We start from the raw sequence: 14,586 nt of genomic DNA on the forward strand, positions 1-14,586 counted from the left end.
CCCACCGATCGTGATGAACAGCGCGAAGGCGGTGGGCGCCAGGAACGAGACGGCGCGCCCCGTCGTGGCGTACAGCCCGAACACCTCGCCCTCGCGGCCGGCAGGGATGAGCCGGGCCAGGAACGAGCGCGACGCCGACTGGGCAGGACCGACGAACAGGGTCAAGGCGAGCCCGAAGATCCAGAACACGGTCGCGCCGCCGTCGTGCAGGAAGAAGACCGCGAGGCCGGCGATCACAAGCCCGATCAAGGATGCCATGATCACCGGTTTTGCGCCGAGCCGGTCGTCGAGCAGACCAACGGTGATCGTGGAAATTCCAGCGACGACGTTCGCGGCGATGGCGAAGACGATCACCTCGCGGGTTGAGAAGCCGAACCAGCCTGCCGCCAGCACACCGCCGAAGGTGAACACTCCGGCGAGGCCGTCGCGGAAGACGGCGCTGGCAATGAGGAAGTACACGGTCTGGCGGCTTTCGTGCCAGAGCTTCCGGATGTCGTTGAAGAGGCGCCGGTAGGAGGAGAAGAATCCCACCGTGGCCCGGCGAGTGCCGACTCCCTCGTATTCGGGGACGGTCAAGAGCACGGGAAGGGCAAACAGTCCGAACCAGATCGCGGAGATGAGGACGGTGACGCGGATGTCCATCGCATCCTCGCCGGTGATGCCGAAGATTCCGACCTCCGGTGAAATCAGGCCGAAGTAGACGATGAGGAGGAGCGCGATGCCGCCGAGGTAGCCGAAGCCCCAGCCGATGCCTGAGACCCTGCCGATCGTCTTCGGGGTCGATACCTGGGCGAGCATCGCGTTGTAGTTCACGCTGGCGAACTCGAAGAACACGTTCCCCGCCGCCACGAGCAGCAGCCCCAGCCAGAGGAGGTTCGGTTCGGGAGCGACGAAGAACATGCACGCGGTGATGGCGACGACGATGTAGGTGTTCACGCCCAGCCATAACTTGCGGCGCCCGGCGCTGTCCGAGCGCTGTCCGGTGACGGGCGCAAGCACGGCGATGAGCAGACCGGCGGCGGCAAGCGCCCAGCCGAGCTGAGCTGAGACCAGGGCTTCTCCGCCGAAAGCTTCGGAGGTGAGGTACACGGTGAAGACGAAAGTCGTGACCACGGCGTTGAACGCGGCGGATCCCCAGTCCCACAGCCCCCACGCCAGCACCCGCCTCGGGCTGATCCTCACAGGCGCCTCGGAGAGGGCTGGACCGGCGGCGTCCGGTGTGCCGTCGCTGGCGTTCGTCGTCATGAGGTCAGGGTAGTGGCATCCGCTTTCGCCGGAGTGAACATTTTTCCTCCGGTCCTCAGAGCAGCTCGTGACGCGACGACAGTTGCAGTTTGCGCAGCACGCTTGAGACATGAGTCTCGACCGCTGATCGGTCACGCCTCGATTCGAGCACGGGAGCTCTCGCGGACAACAAGGCGATGTTCGATCTCGATGCTCTGTGGATCCGAATGTCCCGAAGAAATGGCATCGACGAGTGTGTCGACCGCTCGATCAGCAATCGCTTGTTTGTCCGGCGCGATCGATGTCAATGAGGGAATCGAGTACCTCGATTCTTGCACGTCGTCGATCGAGACGATCGCGACGTCTTCGGGCATCCGGAGGCCTGCGTCTGCCAGTGCACGCATTGCTCCGAATGCGATGACGTCGGCGAAGCAGACGAGGGCGTCGAAACGGATGCCCGAGGCAATCGCGCGGCTGATCGCGTCGTGGCCGGCAGCGGTGCCGAAACGATCCGTGTACAGCAGCATCTCAGGATCGAGGTCGAGGTCGGCGCTCGACAGTGCCTCATGAAAGCCCTGCAACCGCAACCGCGAACTGCGGTAGTCCTCCGATCGGTACGCGCCGACCGTCGCGATGCGGCGTCGGCCCGAGGCGATGAGATGCGCCGTGATCTCCCGTGCCGCCCTGACGTTGTCGATAGCGATGCTCGTGTATGACGAGCTCGAGATTTGTTCACCGATCAGCACGGTCGGGACGCTCGGCGGGGCGCTATACAGCTCCTCTTTGGTCAACGACATTGGGCTGAATATCAGCCCGTCCACGAGGTGCGAGGTGAAGTTTTTCAGCGTGAGCAGTTCACGCTCCTTGGTCCCTTGCGTGTGCGTGGCGATCACCGTGTACCCCCGGCGTTGGGCGGACCGTTCGATGAGTTCCGACAGTTCGGCGAAGTACGGCTGAGAGAGCTCGGGCACGGCGAAGCCGAGCATTCTGGTGTTCCCCTGCCGGAGCCGTCGCGCAGAGATGTTGGGCTGGTAATTCAGCTTGGCGACGGCGTCCTGGACGCGCTGCCGGGTGGCCGGCCTCACATGCACGTAGTCGTTCACGACGTTCGAGACTGTGCGGGGAGAGACGCCGGCCAATTTCGCGACGTCGTGGATGTTGGCTGCCATTTTCCCTCCTCGACCATCTTGGCGTACAAAGCTACGAGCGGTGATTCAAATATGCAACGTGGCAAGAGAGAACTCCCCGGCGTTTGACAAAAGGTTGCACTGTGTGGCAACAATAGCTCTCATGCATTTTTGCAACGTGGCAAACAGAAGGTGAGGAACTGATGACGCTGACGCTCGAGCAAGCGGCCCCAGTGACGCAGACCCGTCCTCGACGCTCGAAGGCCGGGCTGAAGTATGGCTTCGCCTTCATCGCCCCCTTCGCGGTCCTGTACCTCGTCTTCGTACTGTACCCGGTGGTTCAAGCGGCACAGATGAGCTTCTTCGACTGGGACCTGCTCGGTTCGGTGCGCGAGTTCGTCGGCCTGGAAAACTACGAGCGCATGCTCTGGGGCGTCGATATACAGTGGTCGATGACGAACCTGTTCTGGTGGCGCATTGGAGTCCTCGCTCTGACCGCAGCTGTCCTCGTCGCAACGATTCGGCGTCGTCGTCTCAGCGCCTGGAGCGTCGTCGGGGTCATCGGGTTACTCGGACTCTTCGTCGCCCTGGGATTCTCCCCTGCCGAGGGCGGGTACTGGAACGACCCCTCCTTCTGGATCGCCCTGCAGAACACGCTGCTGTTCACGGTCATCTCCACCCCCATCATCGCCGTGCTCGGTCTCGTCATGGCGCTCGCGCTCCAGGGGCAACGGCGTGGATCTCGCTGGTACCAAATGGCGTTCTTCCTCCCGTACATCCTTCCGGTCTCCGTCGTCACCCTCATCTGGACATACTTCCTCTCGCCCGGCCAGGGACTCCTGCAGCAGATCCTCACGCCGCTCGGCGTCAATCCAATTCCCTGGCTGTCCGATTCGAACACGGCGCTTACGGCGATCATCATGACCACCGTCTGGTGGACTGTCGGGTTCAACCTCGTCATGTTCGCAGCCGGCTTGCAAGACGTCGATCAGTCGCTCTACGAAGCCGCATCGCTGGATGGCGCCGGTCCGTGGCGCAAATTCGTGAGTGTGACGCTGCCGGGCATCCGTCACGTCGTCCTGCTCGTCATGGTGATGCAGGCGATCGCATCCTTCCAGGTATTCGGCCAGGTGAACATCATGACCGGCGGAGGGCCTGGAACCTCGACCGAGGTGCTCATCCGGCACATTTACCAGACCGGTTTCCGCGACTTCGAACTCGGCTACGCGTCGGCGATGTCCCTCTTCCTCTTCGCGCTGATGCTGATCGTGTCGGTCATCCAAATGCGCTTCCTCGGAAAGGACGACACCAAATGAGCGTTACGAGCGCAACCACGACGAGCGCTGTTGCCACTGGGGCCGCCGCCTCCAATCGCCACGCAGTCACTCGAACCACCTGGTGGCACCTCGCCATGATCGTCGCCGCTCTGGTCTGGTTGCTCCCGATGCTCTGGATGCTCTCCCTCGCGCTCAGCGACAACGCGACGCTGGCCCAGGGCGTGACCGGTCTCATCCCCCGCGACTTCACACTGGACAACATCTTCGGCGTCTTCTCCGTCGGCCTCACCAGCCGATGGTTCCTCAACAGTGCGATCGTCGCGGTCGTCACGACGGTTCTGACGGTGCTCCTCTGCGCAATGGCGGGTTACGCATTCGCGCGAATCAGGTTTCCTGGCCGGACGATCGTGTACGCCACGGTGCTTGCGGGTCTGATGATTCCCAAGGAGGCGATGTTCATCCCGCTTTTCACAATGGTCGCGGACGTGCAGATGCACAACACTTACGCGGCGCTCGTGCTGCCGCGGATTGCCGCTCCCCTCGGCGTCTTCCTGATGACGCAGTTCTTCTCCAGGATCCCGCTCGAGATCGAGGAGGCGGCGCGCGTCGACGGCGCAGGCCCATGGCGCACATTTTTCTCGATCATGCTGCCGCTGGCGACACCCGGGATGGTTGCGCTCGGAATTTTCACGTTCGTGCAGACCTGGAACGACTACCTCTGGCCCCTCGTCTCCGCAACGAAGAGCGAAATGTTCACGATCACCACCGGTTTGGCCTCGTTGCAGGGCAACTTCGCCCAGGCCACCGAACTCGGCAGCCTCATGGCCCGCGGGCTGGTCGGCTCTCTGCCGCTGCTGATCATCTTCTTGCTCTTCCAGCGCCACCTCATCCGTGGCATCTCGATGACCTCCGGCGGCAAGTAGGGCGTGCTCCTCGCGACTCCGCATTTCAGACCAGCACCAGGCGCAATACCCGTAACCAGATAGGAACAGACATGAACGGAAGACGCATCCCAGCGGTTCTCGCGGCAGTCGCGGCAGCATCGATGCTGCTCGTCGGCTGCGGAACAGGAACCGGCACAGCCGCTAGCGACGATGGCTTGACAGCGAAGATCGAAGCGGTCACGGACGACCAGCTCCAGGGAACCAACATCACGATGTCCCGGATGTTCGGCGACTGCGAGGAGACGACGAAGGGCGTCACGGACACCGCTGAGGCCTCATCGGAATGCGAGGCGATCCAAATCCTCACAAACAAGTTCAATGCGGAGAACGAATTCGGCATCACCGTCGAGCGTCTTGGCGGCGCGGACTGGAACTCGTACTATGACGCGTTCAACGCATCAATCGCGGGCGGGGAGCCGGCCAACATCGCTAATCTGCACGATTACGCGCTGTCAGACTACGCGCGCCGCTCCCAACTGGTTTCTTTCGACCCCGATGCCGTCGGCATCGATATGAGTGACGCGACGGGACAGGCCCAGAACTCGGTCTCCTACGACGACGAGACCTTCGCCGTTCCGTTCGACTCTCACGCGATCCTCGCTCACGTGAACACCGATATTCTGAGCGCTGCCGGGTACCTCGACGCCGATGGCCGGCCGATCATGCCAGCCAACGCAGACGAACTGCTGGCGATGGGGCAGGCCGTCAAGGACACGACAGGCAAAGCCCTCATGTCGGTCGGGTTCGCCAACGACGACATGGCGTGGCGGATGTTCTACTCGTTCGTGCGCCAGCAGGGCTCGGACCTTATCGTCGACGGTGAGGCGAACGTCGATACGGCTGAGGCGAAAGCCGCGATGGGACTGCTGCAGGAACTCATCGACAATGGGTATGTACACACTAAGGCGGACTACTCCGGATCGATCGACGAATGGAAGAACGGCGACTCCGCGATCCTCGTCAATGGCACCTGGGGTGTGAACGAGTACGCTTCGACCGCGACCTTCGGTTACACGGTTACTGACTTCCCCACCATCATGGATGAGGCCGGCGTCTGGGCGTCATCACACATGTGGGTGCTGCCGGTGCAGAAAGACAACGACCCGGTGAAGTACCGAGCGTCACTCGAGTTCGCCAAGTTCCTCTACGAGAACACGAGCGTCTGGTCCGTCGCAACGGGTCACATCGCGCCCCGCGTCTCAGTCGTGGAATCCACCGAATACCAGAATGCACCTGAACGCGCCAACTACACCGATACGGCGCTCAGCAGCATCCGCTTCGTGCCACAGGTCGAGAAGTGGACGTCAATCAAGCAGCTGATCCACAAGCAGCTCGAAGAAGTGTGGTTCAACGGCAAAGACCTGGACTCCGCATTGTCCGAGGCACAGCAGCGCGTCGAGCAGGAGCTGAAGTAGCAGGAGCGACGCTGCTGCACCGCCGCCGTGGCCCGCTCCCTCATTCGGAGCGGGCCACGGCTTGAGTCTTACCGATTGACACGAAGGATGACAGATGACCGTGCACGCTCGTGAACGACTCCCACTCGACGGCCCGTGGGAGCTGGAAATTCTTGACGGTGAGGGGGACACCGGTCAACGGGAAGCGGTTGAGGTGCCCGGTGCCTGGACCGCACAGGTCCCCGGGCATGGCGACTCGCACGAGACCGTCCGATATCGGCGCGCTTTTGAATGGACGACTGGAACCGATGGCGTGCATCTCGCGTTCGGTGGTGTGAACCACGCTGCCGAGGTGCGGCTCAACGGCACGGTGGTCGGCAGGCACGTGGGTGCCTGGGAGCCCTTCTCATTCGACGTGAGTGGTGTCGTGCTCGTCGGGACGAACACCGTCGAAGTGACTGTCGCCTATCCGCCGCGCACCGACTCGCCCGATGAGCCAGGCTACCTGCAGTTTCCCCATGGCAAACAGTCCTGGTACGGGACCTCCGCAGGTATCTGGCAGTCGGTCTTTCTCGAAACTCGGCCGCGGCACCACATCGCCGCGCTAGAGGTACATGCGGACGCCCCGACGGGTACCATCGCTGTGCGTGCAACCGCGTCGATTCCCGGGGCGCGCGCGGAGGTGAGCGTGAGCCTCGGCGACGAGGTTCTCGTTCGAGCGGAAGTGCCGTGGGAAGACGGTGAGTACCGCGGTGCTGTCAACGTTCCCGATGTGCGCCTGTGGGGAATCGACCAGCCGACGCTGTACACCGTGACCCTAGCCTTGGCGTCGTCCGATGGCATCACCGATGTCGTTTCGCGCAGCACCGGCTTCCGAACCATAGAGGCGCGCGACGGTGCGTTCTTCCTCAACGGCCACGAGCTCGAGATTCGCGCCGTGCTTGATCAGGACTATCACCCCGGCTCGGCCCCGGTGCCCGCGACCACGCAGGAGTGGGAAGACCTCCTTCGGAAGGCTCGCGCCCTGGGCTTCAACATGCTTCGTATTCACATCAAACGTCCCGATCCGCGCTACTACGAGATCGCAGACCGGATGGGCATGCTCGTCTGGACTGAACTTCCCAGCTGGATGGTCTGGACCCAGAGCGGCGCTGACGAGGGCGTGGCGATGCTCCAGAGGTTCATCGCTGCGGATCAGCATCACCCGAGCATCGTCATCTGGACGGTCGTCAACGAGGCTTGGGGACTCGACATGACCAGTGAACGCCAGCGGCGTTGGCTGGCCGATGCGTTCCATCGGGTCAAGGCCGTGGCACGCGGCTCCCTTGTCGTGGACAATTCGGCATGCTTCCCGAATTTCCACGTGGTATCGGATATCGACGACTACCACCTTTATCGCGGCATCCCCGAGTCGCGTCGGGACTGGGACGAGAAAATCGAGGAATTCGCGGCTCGTCCCGACTGGACCTATTCGAGCTACGGCGACGCGCAGCGCACCGGCGCTGAGCCCCTCATGCTGTCGGAGTTCGGCAACTGGGCCCTGCCACTCGTGCGCGACCAGTACATCGACGGTGCGGAACCGTGGTGGTTCGCATTGGGGGCGCAGTGGGCCTACGGAGCGGCGGAGGGGACCCGCTTGATGCAGCGCTTCGCAGAACTCGGTCTCGACCAAGTCTTCGGCACCTGGGAGGAGCTGATTGCCCAGCTGCACCACGCGCAACTCGTGGCGAACCGCTACCAGACCACCTCAATCCGTATTCAGCCGAGCATCGGCGGGTACGTGCTGACTCAGCTGTGCGACGTGCAGTGGGAAGCGAACGGCCTGTTCGACATGAACCGCACACCGAAAGCAGGCACCGCCGCCTTCGCTCTTGCCAACGGAGATCGCGCGATCGCGCTCCGCCCCGACGCGTACGGCGTCGCAACCGGGGAAAGCCTTGAAGCGAGCATCACAACCGCGCCGGCTCGCACCGGCTCGCTGGCGGTGCCTGCCCCCGGTGTCATCCGTGTGCTGCTGAACGGTGTCGAAATCTGCAGCGCGCCGGACCACGCGCAGCGCTGGTCGAGCGTGCGAGTGACAGTGCCAATTCCGGAGAAACCCGGCCAGTACGAGCTCGTCGCAGAGCTTGTCCTCGACGGCGCGGTGATCGCACGCGACGCTGCCGATCTCGTCGTTGTAGCGCCCGTCGAACCGGATTACGGTAGCGCTATCTTCGCTCCGGACAGCGCCGTCGCGGACTGGGCAACGTCCATCGGATTGCGCTGCTCCGAGGAGCTCAAGGCGGACACGCTGCTGGTCACGACCGTCTTCGACGCGGCGGCTCGCGCACATGCCAGTGACGGTGGTCGGGTCCTTGTGCTGGTCGAAGACCCGCACGCCCTTGATGGCGCGTTCGATTTGCTCACCGCGGGTCGGGTCGGACTGCGGGCGGGCGATGGTGATTGGGTGCCACGCAGCGAGTGGCTGGATCGGCGTGGCCCGTTCGCGAGCGTGCCTGGCAGCACACTGCTCGGTATCGCGTTCGAGGATCTGCTCGGCGAGTATGTGCTTACCGGCATCCCGAACGCCGTGCGCGCTGCAACGGTGTATTCCGGGATTTTCTCCGGATGGTTGCGCGGAGCCGCGTCGACGACGGCGACCGTGCGTTGGAGTGAGGGGAGCGTGACCCTGACGACGCTCCGCTTGCGCCACGCGCTCAGCGCGGCTGTCGCACCAACGCTCGGGAGAGCCGTTGTCGACGCCGCACGGGGGACGATCTCCGGCGGGTGAGTTTCGGTGCCTCGACCGCCTCGCGTCACGTCCATGGGTGATGGCTCGCGTCCTCAGAGCAGCTTGCGCTCCAGAGCCCACGCGGTCAGCTCGTGTCGCGACGACAGCTGGAGCTTACGGAGAACGCTCGAGACGTGAGTCTCCACGGTTTTGACCGAGATGAAGAGGGCGGCGGCAACCTCCTTGTAGGCGTAGCCGCGGGCGATCAGCCGCATCACCTCCTGCTCGCGCGCCGAGAGGCGGTCGAGTTCATCGGATGCCTCGGCTGTCTCGCCGGACACCGCACCGAAGGCGTCGAGCACGAAGCCGGCCAGCCTCGGCGAGAAGACGGCATCCCCGTCCGCCACGCGGCGCGCGGCATCCGACACGTCAGCACCGGAGGCGCTCTTGGTGATGTACCCGCGGGCGCCACTGCGGATGACGGTCACGACGTCGTCGGCGGCGTCCGAGACGCTCAACGCGAGAAACCGCGTGTTCGGGGCTTGCGCGGCGGATCGGCGGATGACCTCCGCTCCGCCTCCTCCGGACCCGCCGGGCAGGTGCACATCGAGCAGCACGACCTGCGGTTGGGTGGCCACGACGAGCTCGATCGCTTCGTCGACGGTCGCCGCCTCGCCGAGAACGCGGATGCCGTCGGCCAGGTCGGCGCGCAAACCGGAGCGGAAGATCGAGTGGTCGTCGACGATGACCACGGTGAGGGTGGCTGCGGTCGGATCAGGTGTCGACATGATGCGCTCCATCGGTCAGGGGCAGGAGAAGACGGACTTCGGTGCCGGTGCCGCCCGGCCCCGGTGAAAGTTCAGCGGTGCCGCCGATGCGTCGCATCCGCCCGAGGATCGATTCGCGCACACCCATCCGGTCGGATGGGATCTCGTCGAGGCTGAGGCCTGGCCCGCGGTCGGTGACCGTGAGTTCGACGGCCGTCGGCGACGATTCGAGGTACACCGAGACGGTGCCGCCGGCGTGACGTGCCGCGTTGAGCATCGCCTCACGGGCGGCGCCGAGGAGAGCGTCAGGCACCGAGCCGGGGCTCTGGCCGGCGGCGACAACATTGATCTGCGCGGCGTACTCCTGCTCGACGACCGCGGCGATCCGGCGCAGTTCGTCGGCGAGGTCGACCGAGGATCCAGGGGAACCGGCGAAGAGCCAGTCCCGCAGTTCACGCTCCTGCGCCCGGGCGAGCCGGGAGGCGTCGCTGGCTGGGTCAGCCTTCTGCTGGATGAGCGCGAGCGTCTGCAGCACCGAGTCGTGCAGGTGGGCGGCGATCTCCGCGCGGTCGGTCTCCCGCACTCGTGCAGCGCGCTCGTCGGCCAGGTCGCGTGTCAGCCGGAGCAGCCACGGCGCCACGACGATGGCGACACCGAACAACACGGCGGTTGCCGCCGCGACAACGGTCCAAAGGTTCGGTTCTTCCCCCGTGACGAAGAACAGCAGAATGCCGAGGGCCACGAGGACAAGCGCGCCCAGCGCCCGCACGAGCAACGCGGACGATGACGAAGATCGCTGCCGGCGAAGGTCGTCGAACTGACGCCAGGCCAGCCCGGCGCCGGCGAGCACGACGATCGCGGGGATGACGAAGTCGAGCGGAACATCCACGCCCGTCCGTGACGCGACCAGCGCACCTGCTGCGGCGAGGAGAGCGATGCCGAGCAGGATTTCGGTGATCGGTGCGGACCGCCTGGAGGCGCCGTCGACGTCGGTGGCATCGCTGGGTCGTGTAAGCACGCGTTTCAGCGGATCTGCGGCATCCCCGGCGATCGGAGTGGTTGCCCAGAGCCAGCAGTACAGGAGCAGGCCGGCTCCGCCGCACGCGGTCAGAAGCACCATGGCCGTTCGCACGAGAGGAAGCGCCAGGCCGGTGTGGTCGGCGAACCCGGCGCACACGCCTCCGACCAGCCGCACGCGCGGGCGGATCAGGCGAGGGGTGTCCATGGAGCCATCCAAGCACCCCGAGCCGACGAACAGGGACCCGGTCAGGAGATCTCAGGGTCCGATCAGGGGGATACCCCATGGCACGGTGCGCGCCGGCGCGGCCAGACTCGAGTCATGAACGAAGCACCTCCCACCCGCCCGACCGAGCCGAACGCGCCGGCCGCGCCGCAGCAATCGAATCTCTTCGACTGGATCCGAGGCGCAGGCCTCGTCCGCACCGACGATGCCTGGCTTGCCGGCGTCGCCGGCGGCATCGCGAGACGCACCGGTCTCGACCCGCTGATCATCCGCGGCATCATCCTCGTGGTCGCCATCCTCGGCGGCCCTGCCCTCTTCCTGTACGCGGTGGCGTGGGCGCTGCTCCCGGACAGCCAGGGACGCATCCACGCCGAGCGGGCGATCAAGGGCATCTTCGATCCGGCGATGATCGCGATCGGCGTGCTCGTCGTTCTCACCTTCGTGCCCGTCATGCAGGGAATCTGGTGGCAGGGCGCCCCCGACTTCTGGAACATGCCGGAGTGGCTCGAATCCACCCTCCGCTCCGGGTGGGTTCTCGCCCTGGTCGCCGGCCTGATCTGGTTGACAGTGGTGATCGCCAGGCGAACACCCGCCGGCTCCGCTGCGCCCGCGGCCGGGCCCCGTACCCACGCCGACTTCTGGACGAGCTCGTCGACACCGGGCGGACAATCGGGGTTCGGAACCCCGGCACCATTCGCGGCGGATGCGTCGGCTCCGTCTGCCGCGCAGACAGCGGCAGCGGGGGCTACCGGCCCGGTGCCGGCAGGTGGGACCGACTCGACCTGGTACGCCACCCCGGAGGCGGCCCACGCAGCGACCGGCTTCGCGCCCGGCGCTTCGGCCGGGAACCCGGGCCAGGCCGAACGGGACGCCCAACGGCGTGCACGGGATGCGGCACGGGCGCAGCAGCGCCGGGAGCATGAGGAACGGTACCGCCGGCGCCAGCCGGGCGCCGCCTTCGTCTCGATTTCGCTCGGTCTGGCGCTGCTCGCCGGAGTATTCACCGCCATTGCGCTTGGTTATACGACGTTCTCCGACACCGCCGTCCTTGTCGGAGTCGGCACCGCGCTCGGGGTGATCGCCCTCGCAACGATCCTCGCCGGCATCCGTGGCAAGGAGAGCGGCGCGCTCGGCTTCTTCGCCGTCGTCGCGATTCTCGTGCTGCTCTTCGTTGGCGTCTTCCCCCGCGGCACCGCCGTCTCCGTCGTCGGCGCCACCACCTGGCAAGTGACGGATGCTGCGCCGGATTCGACGACCGGCTTCTCGATGGCGGCAGGATCGCCGACCCTGGACCTGTCGGCTCTCGATGACCGGGGTGCTGACGTCGGTGGGCTCGTCGAACTCTGGCTCGGCGCAGGAACTGTCGACCTGGTGCTGCCGGAGGACGTGCCCGTGATCCTTGACGTCGCCGGCGGTGTCGCCGGGATCAGCTATACCGGCGCCGACGGAGACCAGCGTGAACGTGGAGCACCGATCTACCGCGAGGTGGTGCGCTTCGGCGACACCTCCGACGAGGACACGACAACCGTCCGGATCTGGCTCGGCGCCGGAAGCGTCGACATTGCTGACACCCCGAGGAGCACACGATGACCGACAACAACGACACAACACCGATCCGGCCTGCGACGCCGGCAACAGACGCGGATGCCACCGACATCCTCTTCGGGAACGAATTCCACCAACGCCCGTCCCCGGCCCAGCCATGGACCGCTGCAGAGCCGAGTGGAGATCCGGAACGACTGCGGCCGCGATTCGGAACCATCTTCTGGGGCGTGATCCTGCTCGTCTTCGCCGGATTCATGGTGACGAACGCCATCGTCCCGTTCGTTCTCGACCCGAGCACCTGGATCATCGCCGCCCTGGTCGCCGGGGGCGTCGTGCTCGTGGTTGCGGGTATCGCGGCAGCCGTCCGGAGAACCGACTGAACGGCGCTCGCTTGCAAGAAACGGGTGGTCCCTGTGCGGGGCCGCCCGTTCCTTTCGCGGCCTCCGATCGAAAGTTGAGCCGTCGAGGCTCAAGATCCGCCGTGAGAAGTTGACAGCGCTTCGGCGGCCGGTAAACTTGAGTCATCGCCGCTCAACTATTGAGAAGGCGTCACGAACTTGGAGTGGCGGGCCATTACCCGGCCGACATCGAACAGACCCTGACCGGTCCTAAAGGAGATAAAACACATGGCACGTGCAGTAGGAATCGACCTCGGAACCACCAACTCCTGTGTGGCCGTCCTCGAGGGTGGTGAGCCCACCGTCATCGCGAACGCCGAGGGCCTCCGCACCACCCCATCGGTCGTCGCATTCACCAAAGATGGCGAGGTGCTCGTCGGTGAAACCGCCAAGCGCCAGGCCGTCACGAACGTCGACCGCACCATCGCATCCGTCAAGCGCCACATGGGCACCAACTGGACCTTCGACGTCGATGCGAAGAAGTACACGCCGCAGGAGATCTCGGCACGCATCCTCGCCAAGCTCAAGCGGGACGCCGAGCAGTACCTCGGTGACACCGTGACGGATGCCGTCATCACCGTCCCCGCGTACTTCAACGACGCCGAGCGCCAGGCCACCAAGGAAGCCGGCGAGATCGCCGGACTCAACGTCCTCCGCATCATCAACGAGCCCACCGCCGCCGCGTTGGCGTACGGCCTGGACAAGGGCAAGGAAGACGAACTCATCCTCGTCTTCGACCTCGGTGGCGGAACGTTCGACGTCTCCCTCCTCGAAGTGGGCAAGGACGACGACTTCTCGACCATTCAGGTGCGCGCCACCTCCGGTGACAACCGCCTCGGTGGAGACGACTGGGACCAGCGCATCGTCGAGCACCTCATCAAGCGCTTCAAGGAGACAACCGGCGTCGACGTCTCGAACGACAAGATCGCCAAGCAGCGCCTCAAGGAAGCCGCTGAGCAGGCGAAGAAGGAACTGTCCTCCGGCATGTCCACGTCGATCCAGCTGCCTTACCTCTCGCTCACCGAGAACGGCCCCGCCAACCTGGACGAGACCCTCACCCGCGCGCAGTTCGAGCAGATGACGAGCGACCTCGTCGACCGCACCAAGAAGCCCTTCCAGGACGTCATCCGTGAGGCCGGCATCTCGGTCGGCGACATTGCGCACGTCGTGCTCGTCGGTGGCTCGACCCGTATGCCTGCCATCTACGACCTGGTCAAGCAGGAGACCGGCGGCAAGGACCCGAACAAGGGCGTCAACCCTGACGAGGTCGTCGCTGTCGGCGCTGCGCTCCAGGCCGGCGTGCTGAAGGGCGAGCGCAAGGACGTCCTCCTCATCGACGTCACGCCGCTGTCCCTCGGTATCGAGACCAAGGGTGGCATCATGACCAAGCTCATCGAGCGCAACACGGCCATCCCGACCAAGCGCAGCGAGACCTTCACCACCGCGGACGACAACCAGCCGTCCGTCGCGATCCAGGTCTTCCAGGGCGAGCGTGAGTTCACCCGCGACAACAAGAACCTCGGAACCTTCGAGCTCACGGGCATCGCCCCTGCACCTCGGGGCATCCCGCAGGTCGAGGTGACGTTCGACATCGACGCCAACGGCATCGTCCACGTGTCCGCGAAGGACAAGGGCACCGGCAAGGAGCAGTCGATGACGATCACCGGTGGCTCGTCCCTCGGCAAGGAGGACATCGAGCGCATGGTCCGCGAGGCCGAGGAGCACGCTGCAGACGACAAGGCCCGCCGCGAGCAGGCCGAGGTCCGCAACAGCGCCGAGCAGCTCGCCTACTCGATCGACAAGCTCATCAAGGAGAACGACGACAAGCTGCCCGAGGACGTCAAGACCGACGTCCAGGCCGATGTCGACGCCCTGAAGAGCGCGCTCGCCGGTGAGGACGAGGACGCTGTGAAGACCGCGTTCGACAAGCTCAACGAGAGCCAGGTCAAGCTCGGCG

General features: G+C 65.0%; 11 protein-coding genes. 7 read left to right on the forward strand and 4 right to left on the reverse strand.

Annotated elements, in window-relative coordinates; translation table 11 throughout:
• Together ACLQ62_RS09295 and ACLQ62_RS09300 are read right to left on the reverse strand one after the other, a co-directional pair.
• Positions 1–1,245, reverse strand: a 1,245-nt coding sequence (locus ACLQ62_RS09295) for an MFS transporter (RefSeq protein ID WP_411721364.1), incomplete at its 3' end; no start/stop codon positions are given.
• Between the two features lie 131 nt (positions 1,246–1,376).
• The gene (locus tag ACLQ62_RS09300) at positions 1,377–2,393 is read right to left on the reverse strand and encodes a LacI family DNA-binding transcriptional regulator (RefSeq protein ID WP_411721365.1); all 1,017 of its coding nucleotides are present in this window, start codon (positions 2,391–2,393) and stop codon (positions 1,377–1,379) included.
• Positions 2,394–2,554: 161 nt separating this feature from the next.
• Here ACLQ62_RS09300 and ACLQ62_RS09305 point away from each other — a divergent pair, with 161 nt between their 5' ends.
• The 4 genes from ACLQ62_RS09305 (at position 2,555) to ACLQ62_RS09320 (ending at position 8,736) form a co-directional block, all read left to right on the forward strand.
• Positions 2,555–3,667, forward strand: coding sequence for a carbohydrate ABC transporter permease (locus ACLQ62_RS09305; RefSeq protein ID WP_411721366.1), 1,113 nt, complete (start codon positions 2,555–2,557; stop codon positions 3,665–3,667).
• Entirely contained in the window at positions 3,664–4,551 is an 888-nt protein-coding gene (locus ACLQ62_RS09310) for a carbohydrate ABC transporter permease (protein ID WP_411721367.1), read from the forward strand. The genes ACLQ62_RS09305 and ACLQ62_RS09310 overlap by 4 nt, the downstream gene beginning before the upstream one ends.
• 71 nt (positions 4,552–4,622) lie before the next feature.
• On the forward strand, positions 4,623–5,987 hold the full coding sequence (locus ACLQ62_RS09315) for an extracellular solute-binding protein (RefSeq protein WP_411721368.1): 1,365 nt from the start codon (positions 4,623–4,625) through the stop codon (positions 5,985–5,987).
• A 94-nt stretch (positions 5,988–6,081) separates the two neighbouring features.
• A complete protein-coding gene (locus ACLQ62_RS09320; RefSeq protein WP_411721369.1) occupies positions 6,082–8,736 on the forward strand; it encodes a glycoside hydrolase family 2 protein in 2,655 nt (884 codons plus the stop codon).
• Positions 8,737–8,789: 53 nt separating this feature from the next.
• On the opposite strand, the gene ACLQ62_RS09325 is transcribed toward ACLQ62_RS09320, so the two are convergent.
• Both ACLQ62_RS09325 and ACLQ62_RS09330 read right to left on the reverse strand, forming a co-directional pair.
• The gene (locus ACLQ62_RS09325; protein WP_411721370.1) at positions 8,790–9,464 is read right to left on the reverse strand and encodes a LuxR C-terminal-related transcriptional regulator; all 675 of its coding nucleotides are present in this window, start codon (positions 9,462–9,464) and stop codon (positions 8,790–8,792) included.
• A complete protein-coding gene (locus tag ACLQ62_RS09330) occupies positions 9,451–10,668 on the reverse strand; it encodes a PspC domain-containing protein (protein WP_411721371.1) in 1,218 nt (405 codons plus the stop codon). Before ACLQ62_RS09330 ends, ACLQ62_RS09325 begins: the two co-directional genes overlap by 14 nt.
• A gap of 114 nt (positions 10,669–10,782) precedes the next feature.
• Between ACLQ62_RS09330 and ACLQ62_RS09335 the strand changes: the two genes are divergently transcribed.
• The 3 genes from ACLQ62_RS09335 to dnaK form a co-directional block, all read left to right on the forward strand.
• Positions 10,783–12,276 carry a PspC domain-containing protein gene (locus tag ACLQ62_RS09335; RefSeq protein ID WP_411721372.1) on the forward strand — a complete coding sequence of 498 codons (1,494 nt, stop codon included), beginning with the start codon at positions 10,783–10,785 and terminating at the stop codon, positions 12,274–12,276.
• On the forward strand, positions 12,273–12,611 hold the full coding sequence (locus ACLQ62_RS09340; RefSeq protein WP_411721373.1) for a hypothetical protein: 339 nt from the start codon (positions 12,273–12,275) through the stop codon (positions 12,609–12,611). Before ACLQ62_RS09335 ends, ACLQ62_RS09340 begins: the two co-directional genes overlap by 4 nt.
• A gap of 246 nt (positions 12,612–12,857) precedes the next feature.
• Positions 12,858–14,586 (forward strand): molecular chaperone DnaK (gene dnaK / locus ACLQ62_RS09345; RefSeq protein ID WP_411721374.1); only part of this gene is annotated, 1,729 nt, incomplete at its 3' end.

The organism is Mycetocola sp. (genome assembly GCF_046716805.1).
Taxonomy (GTDB): domain Bacteria; phylum Actinomycetota; class Actinomycetes; order Actinomycetales; family Microbacteriaceae; genus Mycetocola_A.

Excerpts from the sequence above, each read along its gene's own strand:
- ACLQ62_RS09340 (WP_411721373.1), top strand. The coding sequence starts at position 12,273 with ATGACCGACAACAACGACACAACACCGATCCGGCCTGCGACGCCGGCA.
- ACLQ62_RS09305 (WP_411721366.1), top strand. The coding sequence starts at position 2,555 with ATGACGCTGACGCTCGAGCAAGCGGCCCCAGTGACGCAGACCCGTCCT.
- ACLQ62_RS09320 (WP_411721369.1), top strand. The coding sequence starts at position 6,082 with ATGACCGTGCACGCTCGTGAACGACTCCCACTCGACGGCCCGTGGGAG.
- ACLQ62_RS09300 (WP_411721365.1), bottom strand. The coding sequence starts at position 2,393 with ATGGCAGCCAACATCCACGACGTCGCGAAATTGGCCGGCGTCTCTCCC.
- ACLQ62_RS09335 (WP_411721372.1), top strand. The coding sequence starts at position 10,783 with ATGAACGAAGCACCTCCCACCCGCCCGACCGAGCCGAACGCGCCGGCC.
- ACLQ62_RS09310 (WP_411721367.1), top strand. The coding sequence starts at position 3,664 with ATGAGCGTTACGAGCGCAACCACGACGAGCGCTGTTGCCACTGGGGCC.
- ACLQ62_RS09315 (WP_411721368.1), top strand. The coding sequence starts at position 4,623 with ATGAACGGAAGACGCATCCCAGCGGTTCTCGCGGCAGTCGCGGCAGCA.
- ACLQ62_RS09325 (WP_411721370.1), bottom strand. The coding sequence starts at position 9,464 with ATGTCGACACCTGATCCGACCGCAGCCACCCTCACCGTGGTCATCGTC.
- ACLQ62_RS09330 (WP_411721371.1), bottom strand. The coding sequence starts at position 10,668 with ATGGACACCCCTCGCCTGATCCGCCCGCGCGTGCGGCTGGTCGGAGGC.